Source organism: Haloferax sp. Atlit-109R (genome assembly GCF_003665865.1).
GTDB lineage: Archaea > Halobacteriota > Halobacteria > Halobacteriales > Haloferacaceae > Haloferax > Haloferax volcanii.
In genome coordinates, this window is record NZ_QPLO01000001.1 from 1596295 (window position 1) to 1621408 (window position 25114).

The 25114-nt window shown below is 68.3% G+C and carries 17 protein-coding genes; 9 read left to right on the plus strand and 8 right to left on the minus strand.

Annotation, left to right across the window (positions count from 1 at the left end; genetic code table 11):
- Positions 1-25: 25 nt before the first annotated feature.
- The 4 genes from DVK03_RS08380 to DVK03_RS08395 form a co-directional block, all read right to left on the minus strand.
- Positions 26-2227, minus strand: coding sequence for an LUD domain-containing protein (locus DVK03_RS08380; protein ID WP_115802685.1), 2202 nt, complete (start codon positions 2225-2227; stop codon positions 26-28).
- A complete protein-coding gene (locus DVK03_RS08385) occupies positions 2220-2723 on the minus strand; it encodes an LUD domain-containing protein (protein ID WP_115802686.1) in 504 nt (167 codons plus the stop codon). The genes DVK03_RS08380 and DVK03_RS08385 overlap by 8 nt, the downstream gene beginning before the upstream one ends.
- 78 nt (positions 2724-2801) lie before the next feature.
- A complete protein-coding gene (locus DVK03_RS08390) occupies positions 2802-4646 on the minus strand; it encodes an Nramp family divalent metal transporter (RefSeq protein WP_115802687.1) in 1845 nt (614 codons plus the stop codon).
- A gap of 122 nt (positions 4647-4768) precedes the next feature.
- Entirely contained in the window at positions 4769-5416 is a 648-nt protein-coding gene (locus DVK03_RS08395) for a helix-turn-helix domain-containing protein (protein WP_115802688.1), read from the minus strand.
- A gap of 372 nt (positions 5417-5788) precedes the next feature.
- Here DVK03_RS08395 and DVK03_RS08400 point away from each other — a divergent pair, with 372 nt between their 5' ends.
- From DVK03_RS08400 to DVK03_RS08410, 3 genes are all read left to right on the plus strand, one after another.
- Entirely contained in the window at positions 5789-7501 is a 1713-nt protein-coding gene (locus tag DVK03_RS08400; protein ID WP_115802689.1) for an L-lactate permease, read from the plus strand.
- 219 nt (positions 7502-7720) lie between these two features.
- Positions 7721-10801, plus strand: coding sequence for an FAD-binding and (Fe-S)-binding domain-containing protein (locus DVK03_RS08405; protein WP_115802690.1), 3081 nt, complete (start codon positions 7721-7723; stop codon positions 10799-10801).
- A 159-nt stretch (positions 10802-10960) separates the two neighbouring features.
- Positions 10961-11749: a CBS domain-containing protein gene (locus tag DVK03_RS08410; RefSeq protein WP_004041587.1), complete on the plus strand. Its 789-nt coding sequence runs from the start codon at positions 10961-10963 to the stop codon at positions 11747-11749.
- A gap of 11 nt (positions 11750-11760) precedes the next feature.
- On the opposite strand, the gene DVK03_RS08415 is transcribed toward DVK03_RS08410, so the two are convergent.
- The 4 genes from DVK03_RS08415 to DVK03_RS08430 form a co-directional block, all read right to left on the minus strand.
- Positions 11761-12891 carry a pyridoxal phosphate-dependent aminotransferase gene (locus tag DVK03_RS08415; RefSeq protein WP_115802691.1) on the minus strand — a complete coding sequence of 377 codons (1131 nt, stop codon included), beginning with the start codon at positions 12889-12891 and terminating at the stop codon, positions 11761-11763.
- Positions 12892-12961: 70 nt separating this feature from the next.
- Positions 12962-13765 carry a winged helix-turn-helix domain-containing protein gene (locus DVK03_RS08420; protein ID WP_115802692.1) on the minus strand — a complete coding sequence of 268 codons (804 nt, stop codon included), beginning with the start codon at positions 13763-13765 and terminating at the stop codon, positions 12962-12964.
- Positions 13766-13987: 222 nt separating this feature from the next.
- Positions 13988-14509, minus strand: a complete 522-nt coding sequence (locus tag DVK03_RS08425; protein WP_006600216.1) for a DUF123 domain-containing protein — start codon at positions 14507-14509, stop codon at positions 13988-13990.
- Positions 14510-14531: 22 nt separating this feature from the next.
- Complete coding sequence (locus DVK03_RS08430; protein WP_115802693.1) at positions 14532-14963, minus strand: DCC1-like thiol-disulfide oxidoreductase family protein; 432 nt, start codon at positions 14961-14963, stop codon at positions 14532-14534.
- A gap of 105 nt (positions 14964-15068) precedes the next feature.
- On the opposite strand from DVK03_RS08430, the gene DVK03_RS08435 reads away from it, so the two are divergent.
- From DVK03_RS08435 to DVK03_RS08460, 6 genes are all read left to right on the plus strand, one after another.
- A complete protein-coding gene (locus DVK03_RS08435; protein WP_115802694.1) occupies positions 15069-17420 on the plus strand; it encodes a DEAD/DEAH box helicase in 2352 nt (783 codons plus the stop codon).
- A 127-nt stretch (positions 17421-17547) separates the two neighbouring features.
- Positions 17548-18705, plus strand: a complete 1158-nt coding sequence (locus DVK03_RS08440) for a hypothetical protein (protein WP_004063131.1) — start codon at positions 17548-17550, stop codon at positions 18703-18705.
- 123 nt (positions 18706-18828) lie between these two features.
- Positions 18829-19995 (plus strand): iron ABC transporter substrate-binding protein, encoded by a 1167-nt coding sequence (locus DVK03_RS08445; protein WP_004063130.1) that lies wholly within the window; start codon positions 18829-18831, stop codon positions 19993-19995.
- Between the two features lie 12 nt (positions 19996-20007).
- Positions 20008-21603, plus strand: coding sequence for an iron ABC transporter permease (locus DVK03_RS08450; protein ID WP_004063129.1), 1596 nt, complete (start codon positions 20008-20010; stop codon positions 21601-21603).
- The gene (locus tag DVK03_RS08455) at positions 21593-22765 is read left to right on the plus strand and encodes an ABC transporter ATP-binding protein (RefSeq protein WP_006600211.1); all 1173 of its coding nucleotides are present in this window, start codon (positions 21593-21595) and stop codon (positions 22763-22765) included. The genes DVK03_RS08450 and DVK03_RS08455 overlap by 11 nt, the downstream gene beginning before the upstream one ends.
- A gap of 2 nt (positions 22766-22767) precedes the next feature.
- Positions 22768-25113: a glycosyltransferase family 39 protein gene (locus DVK03_RS08460; protein ID WP_115802695.1), complete on the plus strand. Its 2346-nt coding sequence runs from the start codon at positions 22768-22770 to the stop codon at positions 25111-25113.
- Position 25114 lies beyond the last annotated feature (1 nt).

The window sequence follows — 25114 nt, forward strand, 5'->3', positions numbered from 1 at the left end:
GAGACCGGGGTCGAGACGGGGCGCGTTACCGCCGCGGCGCGACCAGTTGAATCGGGTGTTGCGTCGGCCGGCTGAGGAGCGAATCGAGCTGTTCGAGACAGGAGGTGCCGCTGGCGACCACGGTGCGGTCTCTGTTCTCGTCGGTCTGGAACTGTCCCCGTAGCTCGGAGCCGACATCGACGCTGAGTTCGTAGTACTCGGATTTGTAGCCGAACGAGCCGGCCATGCCGCAGCACTCCACGTCGGAGGTGGCGACGTCGTAGCCGAGGTCCGAGAGGACGGCCTCGGTGTGGCCTTCGAGGCCGAGGGTGCGCTGCTGGCAGTGGCTGTGGTAGGCGATTTCCTCGCCCGCGCCCGCCGACAGCGCGTCGGCGTCAGCGCCGTTGTCCAGCAGGCCGAAGACGTACTCCATGACCTCGTAGCTGGCCTCGGAGATGCGCTCGAAGGACTTCTCGGGGAGGAACTTCTCGTACTCGCTTTGGAACATCGCCAGGTCAGAGGGCTCGATGACGACGATGTCGCGGCCGTCGTCGATGTGCTCCGCGAGGCCGGCGTACACGTCGTGAGCGTGGTCCTCCGCGGTCGCAATCATGCCCTGCGAGAGCGGCGCGCGGCCCGACGAGCGAACGTCGGGGACGACGACGTCGACGCCGAGGGCTTCGAGGGCGCGGACGGCGGCCTTCCCGCGTTCGACCTGCACGTGATTCGTGTACACGTCGGGGTAGAGCACGGCGGTGCGGACCGGGTCGTCGACACGCGAGGTGCGGCTCTCGAACCAGTCTTTCAGCGTCTCGCGCTGGAATTCGGGGAGTTCGCGGCGGGCGTCGATACCGAGGAACCGCTCCATGAGGTCCCGAGAGACGCCGAGGCCGGCGGCCCAGTTGGAGACCGGGGCGAAGAAGCTCCCGACCTTCGCGGCCGTCTCGAAGTTGCCGAAGAAGCGCTTCTGGAGGCTGACGCCGCCGGGCTCCTCGTCGGGGGTGAGCCCCTCGACGAGCCAGTCGAGTTCGGACACCTCGCCGCGGTTGACCCGGTCGCGGACGACCGTGTTAATCCACGGGATATCGATTTCGACCGGACAGGCGGTGGTGCACCGGCTACAACCGGTACAGAGGTCGTTGAACTCGGCGGCGCTGTCGAGGCCCTCGACGCCGGCCTCCCAGCCGGTGCCGATGCCGCCGGAGTAGGTCTCGCCGCCGAAGGCGTGACCGCCGACGTGCTGGAAGTTGGCGCAGACGTTGGAACACGCCGAACACCGGATGCAGTAGAGCGTCTCGCGGAGTTGGTCGTCCTCGCGCATGTCGAACCGCCCGTTGTCGATGAGGACGAGGTGGAAGTCGCGGTCCGTCTCGGTCTCCGAAAGCGGCGTGTCGGGGGCGTCGAAATCGACGGTTGGCGACTCGACCGGCGGCGTCAGAAGCGAGATGTAGGAGGTGATGTCCTGACCCGTCCCCGACTTGCCGATGAGTTCGACGAAGGGCCGGAGGTCCTCGACGGTCGGGATGACCTTCTCGACGCCGGCGACCGCGACGTGCGTGTCGGGGACGACGGCCGTCTTCCGGGCGTTGCCCTCGGAGGTGACGAGCGCCATCGTGCCGGTGTCGGCGGTGATGAAGTTCGCGCCGGTCATCCCCACGTCCGCGCCCTCGATGAGGTCGCCGAGCTGTTCGCGGGCGAACATGGTGAGTTCCTCCGCGGTTTCGAGGGGCTCGTCGGGCTCGAACGTCTCGTTGAACAGGTCGGCGATGGCCTCCCGCGACTTGTGGATGGCGGGCGCGACGATGTGCGACGGCGACTCGTCTGCGACCTGCAAGACCCACTCGCCGAGGTCGGTCTCGACCACGTCGATGTCGGCGGCTTCGAGGTCCTCGTTGACCTCGATTTCCTCGGATGTCATCGACTTCGACTTGACGACGCGTTCGGCCTCCTTGTCCTCGCAGACCTCGCGGACGTACCGATTCGCGTCGGCCGCGTCGTCGGCGATGTAGAGCGTGCCGCCGTTGGATTCGACCGTCTCGCGCAGTTGGTCGATGAGTTCGGGGAGGCGTTCGATGGCATCTTCCTTGATAGCCCGCGCTTCGGACTTCAGCCCCTCGTAGTCGTCGAGCGACCGGACCGACTCGTAGCGGCCCTCGTTGAACCCGCGGGTGCTCGTGCCGACGGCGTCGCCCTCGGTCTCCATCAGCTGTCGAATCTTCGCCGCCTTGGCCTCGCGCGCCTTACTCATCGAGAATCACCACGTGGACGTCCTTCGGGCCGTGCGCTCCTTTCACCAGCGCGCCCATGTCGGCGGTGGCGCTGGGACCGGTGGCGATGATGGCCGAGGAGTGGCCCGTGCGGAACTCCTCGCCCAGCCAGTCGAACGCCTCGGGCATTCCGGGGACGATGTCCGACCGCCGGAGAACGGCGATGTGGAGGTCGCCGAACAGGCTCACGGGTTCGATGCCGTCGGGCGTGCCCTGCACGACGACGCTCCCGTAGTCCGCGATGCCCAGACCGGCCGCCGTGACGCCCGCGTTCGCCTCCCGGAGGTCCGCGGGGGTCGGGTCGGTGTTCACCCAGTCGGGGAGGTCGACGCCGTCGTACGGGAGTTCCACGCCGACGGCCGGCTCCGGACAGCGTTCTTCGAGTACGTCCGCCAGCCCGTCGGGCGACGCGTGTGTCCAGCCTACTTCGAGTCGTTCGAGCGAGTCCTCGAACGTCGCAACCGTGCCGGTTGACATACGTTGAGCTAGCGCGTTCTACATAATCGTTCTTCGGGTTCGAGCACCACGCTGTCGGTTAATTATGAAGGATAGGAGTCAGGAGAACCGGCCGACCGCCTCGTCCGCGTCGGCGACCGTGCCGGCCGCCTCGCGCTTTCCGGCGGCGGACTTCGCCACCGCGTAGGCCTGCACGGCGAAGTAGCCCGCCCAGAGGAGGTAGCCGCCGGTCCCGCTCCCGATGACCGTCGGGACCGTTCGGAACGTCGCGACCCCGAGGCCGTTGAGCCACGTCCCGATGAGGAGGACGCTGAAGTAGCCGTAGAAGCCCGTCGCCCACCACATGCCGACGACGCGCGCCCAGCCGGGCTGGACGTGTTCGGGGAGCCGCGTCGTGTTCATCACGAGGACGAGCGCGGTGTAGGGCCACATCATCACACCGGACATCGCGGCCCCGACGACGAGGAAGAAAAACGGCTCTTGGCCCTCGAACGGCGAGCTAAACAGGAGGATGATGACGACGCCCCAGACGCAGAAAGCGGTGAGGAGCCGCCAGAACAGTTTCGGGAGGTCCCAGCCGGCCTCGCGGCCGTAGGACTCGTAGAGGGCGTCGGCGCTGTTGCGGACGAACGACTCGACGATGGCGTACTCGGTGGTAAACAGCGCGACGAAGAGGACGGCGAAGACGAGAAACGAGCCGACCGGGCCTAAAAGCGGGACGACGTCGCCGAGCCACATCTGGATGGCGTTGGCGGTCGACCCCGAGGCGTAGCGCATGGCGACGCTCATCAGCGCGGGGGCGACGAGGAGCAGGCCGAACGCGAACGTGAGCAGGTGTTCGAGTTGAACGACGCGCCACCAGCCGCGCCAGCGGCGGAGGTTCGTTAGCGTCGGGCGGAACGCGAAGCCGTCGCGCTCGATGGGTTCGGGGTCGTCGCCGCGGAGCGGGTTCTTCACGCGCCCCTGATAGTTGCCCATGCCGTAGCCCTTCTCCCGCATCCAGAGGCTCTGGGAGAGGTTGAGGTAGCCGCCCGCGCCGGCGAAGGCGAGGCCGCCGAGGAAGACCGCGATGTCCAGCCCCTCGGGGAGCGTTCCGACCGACCCCGCGGCCGCGGGGAGGTCAGCGAACTCGACCCACGAGCCGGTAACGGCGACGAGGAGCAGGGCCGCGCCGATGGCGACGAACAGGAGGCCGATTTGGAACACCTCGACGGCGTTGTACATGACCGACGACACCTGGTACGAGAGCCAGATGACGCCCATGAGGGCGGCGGCGACGAGTTTCCACGTCGCGAGCGACGCGCCGAACAGCGCCACCGTCCCGTCGAGTCCGAGCGCCGTCGTGGCGACCTGCGCCGCGCCGGCGGCCCACCCGGGCCAGCCGAGGCTGATGAGCCCGCCGACGAGGAACGCCCACGGCCAGTACGACCCCACGCGTGCGAACGCGCGGAAGATGCTCTCGCCGGTGGCGAGCGTCCAGCGCTGAAGCTCCGTGTTGATGAGGAACTGCGTGAAGACGCCGACGACGAACGCCCAGAACACCGCCCAACCGTACTGCGCGGTCAACACCGGCCAAAAGAGCGTCTCGCCGCTCCCGAGCGACGCCCCGAGCATGATGGCCGAGGGGCCGACGACGTGGCCGACCCGCGGGACGCGCGGGAGGTCAGCGAGGCGGAACGACCCGCCTTCGCCCGATTCGGGGTAGTCGTCCGAGTCGTCGGACTCCTCCAACTCCTCGTAGCGAAGCGGGAGATACCACGTCCCGCGGTACTGTTTTCCCTCGACTTCGGAGGCGTAGACGTCGTCGCCGCCGGCGACGCTCGGCTCCGTCGAGGGCGCGGACGCCGAGGGGTGCGTGTTAGACTCGTCCGAGTCGTCCGAGTCGTCGAGCGCGTCCGACCGCGCGGACCCGTCGGCGTCGGAACCGGGGCGACCGTCGCTCACGAGACGAGACCCCCCGGAACGACACTATCGGACGGCGAATCGCTTGACATCGATGCGTTTGCCGGAATTGTGGCCCGATGGTGTATAAATTCGTAGGGTGGCTGTCGCGTTCGAAAACCGGACTACCCGCCGAGGAAGTGCCAGATGTGGCCGCGCTCTTCCGGCGGGTCGACGCCGGGCAGTTGCTTGAGCGCCGGCTGAATCGCGTTCCACCAGCCCTCGGCGGACTCGAAGCCGGCGGGGTAGTCGTGGTACACGTCCCGCAGGAAATCCGCCTTCTTCGCCTCCGGGTGGTCGGTGAGGTACTGGTACGCCGCCGACAGCGCCTCGCGGCGAGCGTCGAGCATCGGGCCGCTCCCCGGCAGGTCGGCGCGCTCGATGGCCGACGAGACGGCGGGCGGGTGGTCGAGGTCGTCAGAACCGTCGGCCTCCACCTCGTCCGTGGCCGCGGTTTCGGCGGTCGAAGCCGAGTCAGTCGAGTCGGCGGCCCGCCCCGCAGTCGGCTCCCCGCGGGCGGGCATCGGAATCCAGAACACCCGGCTCCGAGCGCCGACTTTCCGGGTCGCGAGGTCGCCGCGTGCTTCGAGTTCGTTCAGTTTGTTGTGCGCGGTACGCCGCGAGCAGTCGAGCGCCTCCATCACGTCGGTGGCGGTCAGGGGGCGAGCGGCGTCGTCGCGCGCCTCGAACACCTCCAAGACGGCGTCCAGCGAGATGCGTCCCACGTACTGTCCGTGCTCGTTCCGAGAGCGCGCGCGAGACTCATCGCCCATGAGAATTCCTTTTCACACGGCTGCATAAGCCTTTACACACGAGTGAATTACCAGTTCATTCGTGTGTTGTAGCCATGAAAGGCGTATGTAGTGGCTATTTCGAGAATCGGTTTCCCAAAATCGACTCCGAACGCGAACCGACAGGATAGACCATGTAGAACACGGATTCGGCGTTTAACCGCGTATTTGTCCGAATATCCACGAGTGTACTGGGTTGTGTACTCCGAGTAAGGCGGCCCCAACCGATATGCCATGAATAGCGACGAACGATAGATATATATCACAAAAGTTGTGTAGCGGATGCCACGATGCACCGCATCAGGCACGAATCTGGAACGGCACAGGCTGGAACGAACTGCGGAGGTGTGCGGCATGGTTAGCGCGACGAACGCGCTCATCGCACTGCTCCCGCTCATCACCATCGCCTATCTGATGGTCGGGCGGTACTGGCCCGCGACGCGGGCGATGCCCGTCGCGTGGGTCGTCGCAATCGGAGCCGGCGTCCTCGGCTGGGGCATGACGCCGCAGTGGATTATCGCCTCGACCATCAACGGCTTCATCACCGCCTCGAACATCCTGTACATCGTCTTCGGCGCGATTCTGCTCCTGTACACGCTCAAGCAGACGGGCGCGTTCGACGCCATCAACAACGGCTTCGCCTCCATCAGCGAGGACCGCCGCGTACAGGTCGTCCTGCTCGTGTTCCTCATGGGCTCGTTCATCGAGGCGGCCGCCGGCTTCGGCACGCCCGCGGCAATCGTCGGCCCGCTCCTCGTGGGCCTCGGCTTCCCGCCGCTCGCGGCCGTCGTGGTCGCGCTGACGGGGAACCTCATGGCCATCACCTTCGGCGCGGTCGGCACGCCGCTCATCATCGGGATGATAGACATCTTCGACGACGTGCCGGTCATCACGAACGCGCTCGACGCGCAGGGCATGGGCGTCGAACAGTGGGTCTCCGAAATCGCCGTCTTCGCGGCGATGAACCACGTCGTCGTCGGCGTCGTGCTCCCCTTCATCGGCGTCGCCATGATGACGCGCTTCTTCGGCGAGGAGCGCTCCATCAAGCCGGCGCTCGAAGTGCTGCCCCTCACGCTGTTCGCGTGGGCGTCCTTCTCGGTGCCGTACTTCCTGACGGCCTACTTCCTCGGCCCGGTGTTCCCCGGCCTCGTCGGCGCGATGGTCGGACTGCTCCTCACCGTCTCCGCGCTCAAAGCCGGCTTCTTCCACCCCGACGAGGAGTGGGACTTCGCGCCGCAGACCGAGTGGCCAGACCACTGGGTCGGTGACATCCAACCCGGCGAGACGAGCCAGCGCGGCGGCGCGGTCGCCGCCGACGGCGGAGCCGTCCAGCAGATGTCGCTGTGGAAGGCGTGGACGCCGTACGTCCTCGTCGCGGCGCTCCTCGTCGTCACCCGCGTGTTCGACCCGCTGACGAGCTTCCTCACGTCGAATCTCGTCTTCGAGTACGCGGACATCTGGGGTACGGAGTTGGCCGGCGACTTCCAACTGCTCTACCTGCCCGGCGCGGTGTTCCTCGTGGTCCACGCCGTCACCATCGGCCTCCACGACATGGACGCGAGACAGGTCAAAGCGACGTGGGCGGAGACCGTCGAGAAAGTCACTCCGGCGGTTGTCGCGCTGTTGTTCGCGGTCGCGACCGTCCAAATCATGCTCCAGTCGGGGAACGCCACGGGCACCGACAGCATGCTCATCGTCCTCTCGGAGGGCATGGCCGGCATCGCGGGCGGCGTCTACCCGTTCTTCGCCGCCTTCGTGGGCGCGTTCGGCGCGTTCCTCGCGGGGTCGAACACCGTCTCCGACATCCTGTTCGGCACCTTCCAGTACGGCGTCGCCGACCAAATCGGCACGCCGAAGACCGTCATGCTGGGCGCGCAGGCGGTCGGCGGGGCCATCGGCAACCTCATCGCCGTCCACAACGTCGTCGCCGCGCTCGCGGTCGTCGGCCTCGTCGGCGAGGAGGGCCGCGTCATCCGCCTCGAACTCATCCCGCTTCTGTACTACGGGACCGCGACCGGCGTCCTCACGCTCCTGTTCAGCTACGTGCTGTTCCCGGGCGTGTTCTGACCGGTCGGCGCTTTCGACCCGGCCCGACCTGACTCGGTTCGGCTGAGCTACCTCGGTCCGAACCGACCAGACGTGACTCGGGCCGACTTGCCTCGGCCCGACTCGACTCGATTCGGGCCGCGAATCGACTCGCAAACCACCCGCGCGCGACCCGGAGCGACGCCCGTCACCGGGTGTCTTTATCCGTTCACGCAAACCGACATACGACAGAGCTAATCAATGGCATCCAACACGCACGAACCGGCCACCGACCCCGCGCTCGCTGGCGATTATGACTACGTCAGCGACGACGTCGAGCGGCCGGGGCTGGTCGAAGACCTCGAATCCCTCGTCGAGGGCGACGTGCGCTTCGACACCTACACGAGAACGCTGTACGCGACCGACGCGTCGGCCTACGAGCAAGTCCCCATCGGCGTCGTCATGCCGACCTCGACGGCCGACGTGGCGGCGGTGATGGAGTACTGCGCCGACCGCGAGATTCCCGTCCTCCCCCGCGGCGGCGGCACGAGCCTCGCCGGCCAGACCGTCAACGAGGCCGTCGTCCTCGACCTCGTTCGCCACATGGGCGGCGTCGAGGAAATCGACCCCGAAGCGCGGACGGCCACGGCCGAAGCGGGCGTCCGCCTCGGCGAACTCAACGAGGAACTCGCCCCCCACGGCCTGAAGTTCGCGCCAGACCCGGCGTGGGGCGACCGCTCCGCGCTCGGCGGCGCAATCGGCAACAACTCCACCGGCTCGCACTCGCTGAAGTACGGCAAGACCGACTACTACATCGAGGAGTTGGAACTCGTCCTCGCGGACGGCACGGTGACGACGTTCGGAGAAGTGAGCGTCGACGAACTCCGCGAGTCCGGCGACCCCGACGGCGACCTCGAAGCGCGCGTTTACGCCGAAGTCGCGCGGATACTCGACGAGGAGGCCGACGAGATTTCCGAGCGCTTCCCCGACCTGAAGCGCAACGTCTCGGGCTACAACCTCGACATGCTCGTCGACGAGATGCGCGGCGAGCGCCGCACGCCGGACGATACCGGCATCGACGAGGACTGGGAGGCCGGCCGCGTCAACCTCGGTCGGCTCATCGCCGGGAGCGAGGGCACCCTCGGCATCGTGACGAAGGCGACCGTCTCGCTGGAGGAGATTCCGAACACCGCGTCGGTGGCGCTTCTCACCTACGACGACGTCATCGACGCGATGCACGACGTCGCGCCCATCCTCGAACACGAACCCGCGGCCGTCGAGGTGATGGACGACGTGCTGCTCGACCTCGCTCGGGACACCGCCGAGTTCGCGGACGTGGTCGGGATGCTCCCCGAGGGGACGGACTCGACGCTCCTCGTGGAGTTCTACGCCGACTCCGACGAGGACGGCAAACAGAAGGTGGCGAACCTCATCGAAGACCGCGTCATCGACCCCAAGGGAACCGAGTTCGACCCCGACGAGGGCTCGGCCTCGGTGACCGAAACGGAACGCCGCGCGACCGACTTCATGGAGGCCCACGACGCCGACACCCGCGCGAAGTTCTGGAAGATGCGCAAGTCGGGGCTGCCGATTCTCCTCTCGCGGACGACCGACGAGAAGCACATCGCGTACATCGAGGACACCGCCATCCCCGCCGAGAACCTTCCGGCGTACGTCTCTGACTTCCAAGACATCCTCGACGAACACGACACCTTCGCGTCGTACTACGCCCACGCGGGGCCGGGCGTCCTGCACATCCGCCCGCTGGTCAACACGAAGACCGCCGAGGGCGTCGAGACGTTCGAGGCCATCGCCGACGAGGTGACGGACTTGGTCGTCAAGTACGGCGGCTCCGTCTCGGGCGAACACGGCGACGGCCGCGCGCGGACCCAGTGGAACCGCAAGCTGTACGGCGACCACCTCTGGAACGTCTTCCGCGACCTCAAGACCGCGTTCGACCCCGACTGGCTCCTGAATCCGGGGAACATCTGCGGCGACTACGACATGACCGAGAACCTCCGGTTTTCGCCCGACTACGAGTTCGACGCCGGCTTCGAACCGGCGCTGAACTGGGACAACGACAACGGGTTCGAGGGCATGGTCGAACTCTGCCACGGCTGTGCCGGCTGTCGCGGCCAGCAGTCCACGGTCGGCGGGGTCATGTGCCCGACGTTCCGCGCCGCCGAAGAGGAGATTCAGGCGACTCGCGGCCGCGCCAACATGCTCCGGCAGGCCATGAGCGGCGGGCTCCCGGAAGACGAGATGTTCACCGACGAGTTCGTCGACGAGGTGCTCGACCTCTGTGTCGGCTGTAAGGGCTGTTCGAAGGACTGCCCGAGCGAGGTCGACATGGCGAAGATGAAAGCCGAGGTCGTCCACGAGTACCACCAGCGCAACGGCTCCAGCCTCCGCGACAAACTGTTCGCCAACATCGACTCGCTTTCCAAACTCGGGTCGGCGTTCGCCCCGCTCGCCAACGCGGCGACGAAAGTTCCGGGCGCGCGGACGGTCATGGAGAAGACCGTCGGTATCGCCAAGGAGCGCTCGCTCCCGACGTTCCACTCGACGAGCTTCGTCGACTGGTTCGAGAGCCGCGGAGGAGCCGGCGTCCCGAAGGCCGAGGCCGACCGCAAGGCGCTGTTGTTCCCCGACACCTACACGAACTACAACCACCCCGAGGTCGGCAAGGCCGCCGTGAAGGCGCTGGAGGCCGCGAACGTCCACGTCCGGATTCCGGACGGCGTCGCCGGCTCCGGCCGGCCGCCGCACTCGAAGGGCTTTCTCGACAAGGCCCGCGCCGACGCCGAGCAGAACGTCGAGGCGCTCGCACCGTCCGTCGAAGAGGGCTGGGACATCGTCCTCTGTGAGCCCTCCGACGCGGTGATGTTCCAGTCGGACTACCTCGACCTGCTCTCCGGCGACGACGTGGAGGCCGTTTCGGCCAACGCCTACGGCGTCATGGAGTACGTCGACGCGTTCCGGCTGGACGAGTCGCTGTCGTTCCGCCCGCAGGACGACTCCCTGACGTACCACGGCCACTGCCACCAGAAGTCCACGAAGAAGGACCACCACGCGGTGGGCGTCCTCCGCCGCGCCGGCTTCGAGGTGGACCCGCTGGACTCGACGTGCTGCGGGATGTCCGGGTCGTTCGGCTACGAGGCCGAACACTACTCCATGTCGAAGGCCATCGGGGACATCCTCGAAGGCCAAGTGGCCGAGAGCCCCGGCGACGTGGTCGTCGCCCCCGGCGCGTCGTGTCGGACGCAACTCGAAGACATGGACGGCGCGACCGACGACCCGCCGCACCCCGTCGAGGTGCTCGCGCGCGCCATCGACGCGTAGGCGACGCGTAGGCGACGCTCCGACGGCGCGGCACTGCGGGCCCGACTCGGACGCGACGCGGGTCGCAGTCTTCCCTCGTTTTTCGCCGCAGATACGTTTAGGACGCTCGGCGGCCAACCGCGGAACGACCGAGATGCGAGGGAACCAGCCATGACACCGATGGAACTCGACGACGTGCGCGTCGACGCGTACATGACGACCGGCGTGGAGACGGTCGGGCCCGACGCGTGGGTCACGGACGTGGTCGACCGACTCAAAGCGGGACCGCAGTACGGCGGGCTCCCGGTCGTCGACGACGAAGACCACCTCCTCGGGTTCGTCGGCGCGATAGACCTCTTGGAAGTCCACGGCGACGTGCGTGTCGAGTCGGTGATGAGCCGCGACCTCGTGGTCGTCCGCCCGGAGATGACGGTGAAGAACGCCGCGCGCGTCATCTTCCGCACCGGCCACCAGTTCCTGCCCGTCGTCGACGACGACCGAGTGCTGCTCGGCCTGTTTTCGAACGGCGACGCGGTGCGGAGCCAAATCGAGCGGACGACGCCCTCGAAGGTCCAGAGCACCCGCGAGATGCTCGAACGGACCCACGACACGTCCATCGGCGTCGGCGAGCGGGAAGTCGAGGTCGGCTCGCTGATTCCGACCCAGCGGGAGGTGTACGGCGACGAGCTCGAAGGCCGGAAGTACGAACTCCAAAACGGGCTCGCGGAGCCGCTCATCGTCGTCTCTCACGGCTCCGAGACGCTGCTCGTCGACGGTCACCACCGGGCGATGGCCGCGAGGCGACTCGATATCGACCGGATGCTCGCGCACGTGCTCACGGTCTCGCCGGAGGACGTCGACGAGTTGGGCCTGCGCCGGATGGCTCGCGTCGGGGGCCTCCGGTCGCTCGCTGACGTGGAGGTCAACGACTACCTCCAACACCCGCTCATCGAGAAGACCGAACAGTAAGAAACGCCGCGTTACTCGTCGAGGTCGTCGAGCGCGTCACCGAAGGCTTCGAGGCCGGTTTCCATCGCCTCGGGGTCGCCGCCCAGCGAGATGCGGAACGACTCCGGCGCGTCGAAAAATCGGCCGGGAACGACGAGGACGCCGCGGTCCCACGCGGCGTCGACGACCGCGTCGCCGTCGGCAGTGGCGTGGTCGAGGAAGGCGAACGTCCCGCCGGCGTGGATGCGCCCGTCGAGTTCGTCGCGGTCAGCGACGAACGTCGCCAGCAGGTCGTGGTTGGCCGAGAGGTGTTCGCGGGCGGCGGCCTCTATCTCGTCGCCGTGGTGGAGCGCGCGCCGGGCGAGTTTGGTGCTCGGCTCGGCGACCGCGGGCAGGTACATCGACGCCGAGCGGGCGCGCTCGACGACCTCCTCGGGGCCGATAATCCAGCCGACGCGGAGGCCGCCGAGACCGTAGAACTTCGTCAGCGACCCGGTGACGACGGTGTTGTCGAGGCCGGACGCCGTGGTGCCGCCGAAGGGACCGTCGGCGGCGGGGTCGACGAAGGGCGCGTACACCTCGTCGACGAGGAGGTAACCGCCGGCGTCGGCCGCGGCCGACGCGACTTCGGCGAGTTCGGCGCGCGGCGTGAGTTTCCCCGACGGGTTGTGGCGGTTAGTGACGATGGCGTAGGCGAAGTCGTCGGTCGACGCCCCGTCGAGGCGGTGCGGTTCGAGTTCGTAGTCGTACTCCGGCGGCCGGACGAAACGGTCGACGCGCGCGCCGAGCGCCTCCGACGTGGCCACGAGCGGCTGGTAGCCGGGCTTTTCCACGAGCACCTGCGGGCGCGAGGCGTCGGAGTCGTCGTCGCCGTCTTCGTCGTCGCCGGACGCAAGTTCGAGAAGCGCGCAGGCGGCGAGGAAGTTCGCGTTCGTCGCGCCCGCGGTGACGAGGACCGACGACTCGGAGACGCCGTAGCGCGCAGCGAGCTGACCGCTGAGCGTCGCGTCTTCGGGGTCTGAGCGACCGGCGAGAACCGGCGGGACGAGGTCGTCACCGCGCCGGGAGGAGCCGAGGTCGCTCGTCGCGAGGTCGTGGGTGGCCTCGTCCACCCGGTCGACAATCCACTCCAGATAGGGGATTCCAGGAAACGTTGCCGTCATTGGGACCCCTTCGCGGCCGCCCCCGTAAGTCGTTGGGGTCTCGGGAACATCGGCTGCCGGCGGCGGGTCGTCAGGGTTCGTCGCCCGGCGGCCGGGGGAGCGGCGAGGCGTCCGACCGCCAGTCTTCGATGCGCCGGCTGGCCCACGACACCGCCGGCCGCGAGTCGTTGTAGATGACGCCCGCGAGACCTCGCTCGGAGTACGCGACCAGGAACGCGACGGGGCCATCCGGGAGGTCCGAAACGACGAGGCCGTACGGAAGCGCCGCGGTCGACCGAAGCGAAAAAGAGTCAACCGACCACGCCTCGGCGAGTTGCGGTCGGTAGGCGGTGACGAGGCGTTGGACCACGTCGTCGGTGGCGACGATGTCGACCGGCGTGCCGTCGTCGACGACGGCCCGATAGTAGGCGTCGACCTGCGAGGGGAACGCTCCCCGGACGCACCCGCGGACCGACTCCGCCTCCTCGACGAAGGACGTGAGCTTCGAGAGCGCGGGCCCGGGGCCGCCGTCGGTGACGGGGACGACCTCACAGCCGTCGAGGAACACCGGCGCGAGCGGCGCGTCCGAATCGAGCGCGTCGAGCACCGCGGCGGCGGCGTCGATGTCGTCCAAGCACTCGACGAACTGCGAGTACGTTTCGAGCGCCATGCGGCCGGCGAGCGTCGAGTAGTGGACGGCGTCGCGCGTCTCGACGAAGCCCGCGCGCTCTAGCTCGCGGAGGCCGCGGTCGACGGTCGACCGCGACACCGGGAGGTCGCTCGCGAGTTCCGCGGTCGTTCGAGACTGCCGAACGACGGCCTCGAGCACGTCGGCCCGCGACGCGAGCACGTCGAACACCCCGGCGACCTCGGACCGAACCATGTCGAACTGCATGAACGTGTCACTACTTAAGTCACAGGAGAACCCGCCATCAGCATATAAACAAACGAATCGTTTTTATACTCGGAATCACTGACTGAGTGAGTGATGCGATGGGTGAAGTAAAGCGTGTAGCCGGAGTATGGAGGTACGCCGGGGTGCCTCTGACAACCGGCTTATCGTTCGAACCGGGGTGCCCGGTCCGGTTCGGACGTCAGAAGGGGAAGACATTCCCCTTCACATTTTGCTTCGAAACGCTGCTTCGACGAGCGGCGTCACCGTCTCGACCGAGTCGCCGCGCGCGAGGTGCGCGTCGCACGAACAGTCCGACGAGCCGAAGCCGTCGATTGGGGCCGAACCGAGCGACGACGCGAGTTCGGTCGCGACCGCACACTCCACGTCGCGGTCGGTGAGGCAGACGACGCGCGCGAGGTCGACGGCCGGATGGCCGCCGAGGTAGTCGACGTGCCAGTGGCGGGCGTCGTGGTCGCCGGCCGCGACGCGCCGGTGGCGGCGGACGCGGCGTAAGCCGCCGGTTCCGAACGCGCTCCCGACGTAGACGTACGCACCGGCCGGAAAGCGGTGTTCGCCCAGCGCGCCGACCTCGACGGTCGCCTCGGGCGCGTCGAAAACGAGCGCGTAGGTTCCGACGGGCGACCGAGAGCCGAGCGCCAGCGGGTCGTCGTCGGTGCCGAGGGCAGCGGGGTCGAGGGAGTGTATCGTCGGCGCGTCGTCGGTGGAGTGGTTCGGTTCAGTCATCGGTCGGAGTGCGTCGCCCCGGCTACGAAAGTTCGGCGGGTCGTGGCTCGGCGTTGTCGAGGAGGGGCGCAAACAGGGCGGCTGCGTCGGGTTCGAGGTCGTAGACGCTGTGGACGTCGTCGGGGTCGCGGCCGCGGCCGCTGGCGACGCCGACGACCTTGGCGATTCTGTCGTAGTTGTCGCGGACGAGACTGCCGAGAAGGCCGGGCATCCCGGCCCGGTCGGTGAGTTCTTTGGCGGCGGCGCGGCCGGCGTACACGCGGTCCTCCCGGCGGTCGACGAGGACCATGGCGAACGGCACGTCCGCGAACTGGGCGTCGAGAAACGCCTGCGCCGCGTCGTCGTACCACGAGATAGCTTCCACGTCGTCGAGGCGCTTCAGCGCCGACGCGGCGACGGAACAGTAGGCGCACTCGCCGTCGTAGATGAGCACGGCGGCCGCGGACTCGTTCATATCTTCCGTCGGGACGCGAAGAACAAAAACGGCGCGGCGGGCGTGCCGTGTGCTATCAGTTACGGCCTGCGACAGCGTTAGGGCGACCACGTCCGCAGTAGACGTGTGGACGACCTCATCGAGTGGCTTCGGACCAGACCGTACTACGAGGGGCAGATTCGGTCCCGCCGCCGGTTCGAGGCGCGCGCGCCGGCGTTCGCCGGCGTGGACCTCGAACCGCGGTTGGCGTCGGCGCTCGAAGACCGCGGCATCGACCGGCTCTACCGGCATCAGGCCGAGGCGGTCGAGGCGGTCCGCGACGGGGACAACGTCGTGTTGGCGACGCGGACCGCGAGCGGCAAGAGCCTCGCGTACACCGTGCCGGCGTTCGAGCGGGCGATGGACCACGGCGGGCGGACGCTCTATCTCGGCCCGCAGAACGCGCTCGTCGCCGACCAACTCGACACGCTGTCGGACCTCGCGCGCGGCCTCGGCTTCGGCAGTCGCGTCTCGGTCGACCAGTACACCGGCCGGCTGTCGAAATCGGAGAAACGCGAGGTGAGAAAGCGGATGCCGACGGTGCTGCTTTCGAACCCCGACATGGTTCACTACGCGCTGCTCCCGCACGCCCACCGGCTGTGGGAGTGGTTCTTCTCCTCGCTGGAGACGGTCGTCATCGACGAAGTCCACGGCTATCGCGGGGTGTTCGGGAGCCACGTCGCCCTGCTCATCCGCCGACTCAAGCGCGTCTGCGAGCGGTTCGGGGCCGACCCGCAGTTCGTCTGCTGTTCGGCCACCATCGGCAACCCCGTCGAACACGCCGCGCGCATCACGGGCGAGCGGGAGGACTCCTTTACGCTCGTGGACGAGGACACGAGCGGGACCGGCGAGACCAACTGGCTCCTCTGGAACCCCCCGGAGTACGAGAACCCCGACGCCGGCGGGTCGGGGCGGCGGCGCTCGGGCCACGTCGAGACGAAGAACCTCTTCGTCGACCTCGTCGCGCGCGGCCACCAGACGCTGGCGTTCACCCGCGCCCGACAGGCCGCCGAGCGGTACGCCTCCGAGAGCGCGAGCGACCTCCGGAGTCGCGGCGAACACGACCTCGCGGGCGAGGTGGCGGCGTATCAGGCCTCGCTGACCCACGACCGACGACGGGAGATAGAGGCCGGCCTCCACGACGGCGACATCGCGGGCGTCTGGAGCACCAACGCGCTCGAACTCGGCGTCGACGTGGGCGGCCTCGACGTGGTGCTCATCGACGGCTACCCCGGCACGCGGATGTCCGCGTGGCAACAGGCCGGCCGGGCGGGTCGCGGCGACAGGCCCGCACTGGTCGTCCTCGTCGGCGGCGAGGACCAACTCGACCAGTACCTCATGAACCACCCCGCCGAGTTCTTCGACGGCGACCCCGAACGCGCCGTCTCCGACCCGGAAAACGACCATCTCCTCCCCTCGCACGTCGCCTGCGCGGCCGCGGAAAACTGGCTCTCGACGGAAGACGAATCGAAGTTCGGCGCGCCGTTCCCCGGTATCGTCTCCGACCTCGAAGCCGACGGGACGCTGGCGCGCCGGGAGACGGACGACGGCCTCCGGTGGACCCACGACGGGGGCGAGAGCCCGCAGCACGCGATGAGCCTCCGGACCATCACCGACCGCGAGGTGCAACTGATGGACTCGCGGAACGACGAGACCATCGCTACGCTGGCGTTCGACGACGCGCTCCGGGACGCCCACCCCGGCGCAGTCTACCACCATCAGGGCCAGACGTACGAGGTCGCGGAGTTGGATTTGGACCGCGACGTGGCCCGGCTCCGGCCGACGTGGGCGGACTACTACACCCGCGTCCTCCACGACAAACACATCACGGTCGAGCGGGACATCCTGTCGAAACCGCTGTCGGCGCGGTCCGACGTGGAGGTCCGGTTCGCGGAGGTGACGATGCGAAAGCAGATAACGGGGTTCGAGCGCCGCGACCCGAAGCGGGGGACGACCATCGGCCAGCAGCTACTCGACCTCCCGGAGACGAGCCTGCGGACGAAGGCGCTGTATTTCACCGTGCCCGGCGACGTGGAATCGGAGATGCGCGAGCTATCGAGCGACCGCGCGGAGGGCCGCGACTACGGCTTCAACGGCGGCATCCACGCCGCCGAACACGGGATGATTTCGCTGTTTCCGCTCCGACTGCTCTGTGACCGCGGCGACATCGGCGGGCTCTCGACGCCGTACCACGCCCACACCGACCAGTCGACCATCTTCATCTACGACGGCCACCCCGGCGGGGTCGGCATCACGCGCGCCGGCTACGACATCGTCGAGGGGCTGATGCGCCAGACGGCCGAGTTGATTTCGGACTGCGACTGCGAGGACGGCTGTCCCTCCTGCGTGCAGTCGCCGCAGTGCGGGAACGCGAACGACCCGCTGGCGAAAGCCGAGGCGGTCCTGCTGTTGGAGTCGCTGACGGGGACGCGAGCCTAAAGCGGGCGGTCGGGCGTGAATCGCCCGCCCTCGTCGGCCCGACGGAGTAATTATCACTACATCGGCATTTCAGGGCCGCTATTTCGAACCAACAGCTATTTTTGGGTTGCCTAAATCCATAGGAGCAATGAACGCGGATATCTGTGTTATCGTCCCGACTATCCGGGAGTACGAGTGCATGCGGGCGTACTTCGACAACGCGCGGGCACACGGTTTCGACCTCGACCGGCTGTTCGTCCTCCTCGTGACCGAGGACTTCTGCGACACCGAGGGGATGGCGTCGATGCTGGACGACGAGGGGGTTTCGGGCGCGGTCTTCGACGGGACGGCCCGCGAGGAGTGGTACGACGACCACGACATCTCGGAGTACTCGCATCTCGTTCCGGCGGCGAGCCACGCCCAGACGAGCTTCGGCCTGCTGTACATGTGGGCGCACTCCGAGTTCGACTACGGCGTCTTCATCGACGACGACACGCTCCCGCACGACGAGTGGGACTTCTTCGGTCGCCACATGGCGAACCTCGACCGCACCGACGAGGTGGAGTCGGTGTCGAGCGACGAGCGCTGGGTGAACGTGCTCTACCAGAACGCCGACGAACACGGGCTGTACCCCCGCGGGTATCCCTACTCCGCGATGGACGAGACGGTCGAGACCGGGACGCGCGAACTCCGCGACGTGGTGGCCTCGCAGGGGCTGTGGACGAACGTCCCCGACCTCGACGCGGTCCGCATCCTGATGGACGGCGACCTCGAAGGGCAGGCCCAGACTCGGACGGACTTCGACGACTTCGACGGCGACTTCGTCGCCGAACCGGGGCAGTACCTCACCGTCTGCTCGATGAACCTCGCGTTCGAGCGCGAGGTCATCCCGGCGTTCTACCAGCTCCCGATGGACGACAACGAGTGGGAGGTCGGCCGCTTCGACGACATCTGGTCGGGCGTGTTCCTCAAGCGCGCCGCCGACGTGCTCGGGAAAGACATCGTGACGGGCTACCCCCTGTGCGAGCACAACAAGGCCGCGCGGCCGACGTTCGACGACCTCAACAACGAGGTACCGGGTCTCGAACTCAACGAGCACCTCTGGGAAGTCGTCGACGCGGTCGGCGGGGACGCCGACAGCTACGCCGGCGTCTTCGAGGCGATGGCCGACGCCCTCGCCGACGGCGACTGGTCCGACTACCGCAACGGCGACTTCTTCAACTACGTCGGCGAGCACATGCGCGACTGGCTGGACTGCCTCGACGCGCTCGCCGCACCGCGGGCCGCCGCGCCGGCCGACGACTGAGTGAGCGACGGCGAACGCCACCCCGCGCCGCCGCGGGAGAAAGCTGACCCGTGGCCCGCGATTCGGCCGCTTCGCCCGACGAATCGGTAGGTATAAATGGTTTAGGGAGACCTAAATTCACATATGCACGAACGCGACCGAGAGCCTCGCGGCCACAGTCGTCGGCGGTTCATCGCGACGACGGCGGCCCTCGGGGTCGGCGCACTCGCCGGGTGTACCGGCGGAAGCGACGAGGAGACGGAAACGACGACCGAATCAAGTACGAACGAGTCGGTCGGGCAGATTGGGTCCGGGCGCTCGCCGTTCGGTGACCGCGACATCACCGGCGGCGTGTCCGTCACGGAGATGCCGGACCTCTCGGGCGAACTCACGCTCTACTCCGGGCGCGGGCAGGCGCTCGTCGGTGAGCTTATCACCTTCTTCGAGGAGTACTACGACGACTTCACCATCCGCCCGCGGTACAACTCGGCGGCCGAACTGGTCAACCAGATTCAGACCGAGGGGCAGAACAGCCCCGCGGACGTGTTCTTCTCGGTCAACGCCGGCTCGCTCGGCGCGCTGAAGGACGCCGGTCGCACGCAGGACCTCCCGAGCGAGGTGCTCGACCTCGTCCGCGACGAGTTCCACGACCCCGACGGCCAGTGGACCGGGACCTCCGGTCGCGCCCGGACCGTCCCGTTCAACACCGACCAGTTCGACGAGTCGGGCATCCCCGACGACATCATGGCCTTCCCGGACACGGAGGCGTTCCGCGACAACATCGGCTGGGCACCGACGTACTCCTCGTTCCAGGCGTTCATCACGGCGATGCGCGTCCTCGAAGGCGAAGACGCCACGAGAGAGTGGCTCCAAGGGATGCAGGACCTCGGCGTCACGGAGTACAACAACGAGTTCCTCGTCTCGCAGGCCGTCGCGGACGGCGAAATCAACGCGGGCTTCGCCAACCACTACTACATCCAGCGCATCCTCGCGGGGCGGCCGAACGCGCCGCTTTCGACCGCGTTCACCGCGGGCGACGCCGGCTCGATTTTCAACGTCGCGGGCGCGCTCGTCCTCGACACCGCCGACGACACCGAGTTGGCGAGCAACTTCGTCCGCCACCTGCTTTCGGCCGAAGCGCAGGACTACTTCGCGCGGACCACCTTCGAGTACCCGCTGGTCTCGGGCGTCGACCCCATCGGCGAACTGCCGAGCATCGACGAACTCAGCCCGCCCGAGGGGCTCGACCTGACGCAGCTTTCGGACCTCGAAGGAACCGTGGAACTCTTGCGTGAGGTGGGCGTTCTCTGAGGTAGCTCACTCATGGCGACCGAACAGCAGACGGGGACCGGTGGGGGAGACGACGAGCAACCGCTCGGCCTGACCGTCGCCAGCGGGGCCGTCGCCGCCGCGGTCGTCGTCCCGCTGTTGTGGCTCGTCAGGACCGCGCTCGACGTGGGGTTCGCCGAGGCGGTGGCGCTCGTCACCCGGCCGGCGACCGTCGAGGTGTTTCTGAACAGCGCCGTCCTCGTCACGCTCGTCACCGCCGCGTGTATCGGTCTGGGCGTCCCGCTGGCGTATCTCACCGTCCGGACCGACCTGCCGTTCAGACGCTTTTGGACCGTCGTCGTCTCGCTCCCGCTCGTCATTCCGAGCTACATCGGCGCGTTCGCGTTCGTCTCGGCGTTCGGCCCGCAGGGCGCGTTTCAGCGGCTGTTAGCTCCCCTCGGTATCGAGTCGCTCCCGGAGATTTACGGGCTACCCGGTGCCGTTTTAGTGCTGACGCTCTACACGTACCCGTACGTGTTCATCACCACCCGGGCCGCGCTGAAGTCGATGGACACCACGCTCATCGACGCCGCGCGGACGCTGAACCACAGCCGCTGGGAGGCGTTCAAACGGGTGACCGTCCCCCAGATTCGCCCGGCGGTCGCCGCCGGCTCGCTCCTGGCGGCGCTGTACGTCCTCTCGGACTTCGGCACGCCGGCCATCATGCGGTTCGACGCCTTCACCCGCGTCATCTACGTCGAGTTCGGGACGTTCGGCCGCGACACCGCGACGCTCCTGTCGCTCCAACTGGTCGCCGTGACGCTCCTCATCCTGACCCTCGAATCGAAGATTCGGGGCGACGAGCGCACGACGACCGGCGGGCGCTCGGGAGCCCCGATGCCGCTCGGCCGCTGGAAGTACCCGGCGCTCGGCTTCGCGGCGCTCGTCGCCACCGTCGCGCTCCTCGTCCCGCTCGGCATCCTCTTTACGTGGCTCGCGCAGGGCGTCGCCGCGACGAGCGGGTCGCTCGCGTTCCAGCCGGAGTACGCGCTCAACTCGGTCCTCGTGGCGGCCGCGACGGCCGGCGCGGCGACGCTCGCCGGCCTCCCCGTCGCGTACCTCGCCGCCCGGCACCCCTCGCGGCTGAGTTCCGTCTTCGAGCGCGCGACCTACGTCGGCTACGCGGTGCCGGGCGTCGTCCTCGGGCTGGCGCTCGTCTTCTTCGGCAGTTCGTACGCGACGCCCATCTACCAGACGCTCTACCTCCTCGTGTTCGCGTACGTCATCCGCTTTCTCCCGCAGGCCATCGGGTCGCTCCGGGCGTCGTTCCTCCGGGTCGACCCCGCGCTCCCGGAGGCGGCGCGGACGCTCGGCGAGACCCCGTCGGGGGCGTTCCGTCACGTCACGCTCCCGCTCGTCGCGCCCGGCCTGTTCGGCGGCGCGGCGCTCGTCTTCCTGACCACGATGAAGGAACTGCCCGCGACGCTCCTGCTTCGCCCCTCGGGGTTCAGCACGCTCGTGACCCACATCTGGACGGCCTACGAGCAGGGCTACTTCGGTCAGGCCGTCGTGCCCGCGTTCATCCTGCTTTTCGTCTCCGGGCTCTCGATGCTCGTCATCATCACCCAAGAGGGATACGATGTCAAATAGCACACTCTCGACCACCGACCGCTCGAACCGCGCGGAAGCCACCGACTCCGAGACCGACGACGCGGACGCCGGCGGCGTCCTCGAACTCGACGGCGTCTCGAAGTCCTACGGCACCGAGTCGGTCATCGACGACCTCTCGCTCAGCGTCGAGGAGGGCGAGATTCTCACGCTGCTCGGGCCGTCGGGCTGCGGGAAGACGACGACGCTCCGGCTCATCGCCGGCCTCGACCGCCCCGACGGGGGCGAGGTCCGGCTGAACGGAAACGTCGTCTCCGGCGGCGACACCTTCCGCGCGCCAGAAGAGCGCGGCGTCGGCGTCGTCTTCCAGGAGTTCGCGCTGTTCCCGCACCTCACCGCGGCCGAGAACATCGCGTTCGGCCTGAAGGACCTCAGTGAGTCCGAGCGCGACGAGCGCGTGGCCGACCTCCTCGACCTCGTGGGGCTGGAGACCCAAGGCGACAGCTACCCCGACGAGCTCTCCGGCGGCCAGCAACAGCGGGTCGCCCTCGCCCGCTCGCTCGCGCCGGAGCCGGCTATTCTGCTCCTCGACGAGCCGTTCTCGAATCTCGACGTGGACCTCCGCGTCCAGATGCGCGAGGAGGTCCGCCGCATCCTCAAGGAGGCCGGCGTGACGGCCGTCTCCGTCACCCACGACCAGGAGGAGGCGATGTCCATCTCCGACCGCGTGGCCGTGATGAACGACGGCGACCTCGAACAGGTGGGCGAACCGGAACAGGTGTTCCAACACCCCGAGTCGCGGTTCGTCGCCGGCTTCCTCGGCTACGCCGGGTTCCTGCCGGGACGCATCGCGGGCGACGCGGTCGAGACCGAACTGGGGACGGTCGACCGCGACCAGATTCACGGCCTCGCGCCCGAGTACGACGACACGGACATCGACATCCTCGTCCGCCCCGACGACGTGTCGGCCCATCCCTGCGACGGCGGCGGCGACGGCCACGGCAAAGTCGTCGGCAAGCGCTACCTCGGGCCGACAATCCTCTACGAGGTCGAACTTCACGGCGGCGACAATCTGCTGTGTATGCACAACCACGACGAGACCGTCCCGACCGACGGCTGCGTCGAGGTGACGCTCGACGCCGGCCACGAACTCGCGTGGTTCCCGCGCGAACAGCGCCCCGAGAGCGGCCTCTACTCGGACTGAGGATGGGCCGGCGAGACTCGAACACGGGCGGCTCCCTCCCGCTTGGCGAACGCGTGCGAGCCGCAGTCCGCGGACTCGCATTCGATTTTGACGGTACCATCGACATCGACCGAACCCGGACGCAGCGGCGACTCGCAGCGCTCTGTGTCTCGCTTCTGGTCGGGCTCGTCGTGACGTGGCTCGCGGTCGACCTCTTTCCGTACCACACCGTCAACGACGACGAGGGCGTCTACCTCACGCAGGCCGCGATGCTCCTCGAAGGCAAGCTGTTTCTCTATCCCGGCCGGCTGACCGAGGCCGTCAGGCCGTGGTTCTTCGTGGTACAGGAGACGCCGAGCGCCCCCGGCGGCGTCCAGCTCTACTCGAAGTACTCGCCGGCGGTGCCGGCGCTGTTCGCGGTCGGCCTCGCGGTCGGGCTTCCGAACCTCGTGTTGGGCGCTATCGCCGCGATATCCGCCGCGCTGGTCTACGCGCTCGCGGCCGACGCGTTCGACCGGACGACCGGCGTCGTCGCGGCGGGCCTGCTCGGCCTCTCGCCGTTGTTTCTCCTCACGTCGTCGACGTTCCTCGCGTACGCGCCGACGACGATGCTCAACCTCGGGTTCGCCGTCTGTTACGTCCGGGCCGCCCGCCGCGACTCCTCGGGCTACGCGGTCGTCGCCGGCGCGCTCGTCGGCGCGGCGTTTTTCGCCCGCCCCTACACCGCCGTGCTGTTCGCGCTGCCCTTCATCGCCCACTCGCTGTGGGCGCTGGCGACCGCCCGGCGCGCGGGGACCGGCTGGGTCGTCTTCCGTCGGTACGCCGCCATCGCGCTCCCCGGCCTCGCGTTCGTCGGCCTGACGCTCGCGTACAACGCCGTCGTGACGGGCGACCCGCTCACGTTCCCCTACATCGCCTTCGCCCCGCGGGACGGCATCGGCTTTGGAGAGCGGGCAATCCTCGGCTACGAAGTCGTCTACACGCCCGCGATGGGCGTCGAGACCGCCGCCGAGGCGCTCGACCTGCTCGTGATGCAGTGGGGGCCGATGGGCTGGCTCGGCACCGTCGCCGCGGTGGTCGGCCTCGGCGTCACCGCCCGCCGCTGGTGGGGCCACGAGACCGGCCGGAACCTCCGCGGGAGCGCGAGACGCCGCCACCACGGCCTCGGCGGCCGCGACCGCGCGTTCACCGAACTCTCCGACGACGCCCTCGCCTGCGTCGTCGCGGGCGTGTTCGTCTCGGTGTTCGTCGGCAACGCCGCCTTCTGGGGGACACACAACGGCCTCCGAAACGGCCTCATCGACCTTCTCGGCCCGTTCTACCACTTCGACGCGCTCGTCCCGCTCGCGGTGTTCGGCGCGGCCGGCGTCGTTGCCGGCGCTCGCCTCCTCCGTCGGCTGGCACACCGTCGCTTTTCGGCGTCGGAGGCCCGCGGCGTCGTCTTCTCGGTGCTTCTCGTGTCGGCGCTGTTCGCTGGCGGCGTGACGGTCGGCGCGGTCGAAGACCCCTACGACGAAAACCGGCTCCGAACTGAGAACCTCGCGGCGACCTACGAACCGCTCCTCGACGCCGGCTTCGAACAGCCGCCGCTGACCCCGTCCGTGCCGGGCGTCGATGCCGGCGGTCTCAGCGGTGGTGACAGCGGAATCGGACTCGGCGGTGGCTCGGCCGCGCCGGGCAACGAGACGAAGGCGCTCGTCTTCCACCCCGACCCGTACGGCGACTGGTCGGCCCATCCCTTCCAAGCGCTCCGCAACGACCCCGGCTTCGACGGCCCGGTGATGTACGCCATCGACGGCGGGGCCGAACGGGACTTCGCGGTCCTCGACGCGACGAACCGGACGCCGTATCGCTTCACCTATCGGGGGACGTGGACCGGAGCTGTTGACCCCGTCGAACCCGAACTGACCCGACTCGACGTGCTCGCCGCCGAGCGGGTCGACGCGACGACGACGCTCGGCGCGCCCGAGGGGACGAACACGGCGTCGGTCCGCGTCGAGACCGACGAGGGCTACGCCCGCTACGACGCGACGACGGCCGAGAACCTGACCGTCGAGTGGTCGGTCTCGTCGGCGGGCGTGGCCGTGACGAACCGCCCGCTGGCCGCCGGTCCAGAACGGCTGTCGGTTCCGGCGGGCGCGAGCGAGGTCGACCTCGTGGTGACCTATATCGGCGACTTCGGTGAGACGGTTACGTACCGACAGACCGCGACGGTCGAGCGCTCCGGCGACGAGGTGCGCGTCGTCTGGCCGCCGGAGACCCGCGTCTGCCGGCTGACCACCGACTGCGGGAGCGAGCGCGAGTGGGTCGGCCCCGACGGCGACTACCTCGACGGCGTCTCGGTCGAGACCGACGCGCGCGTCGCCTGAG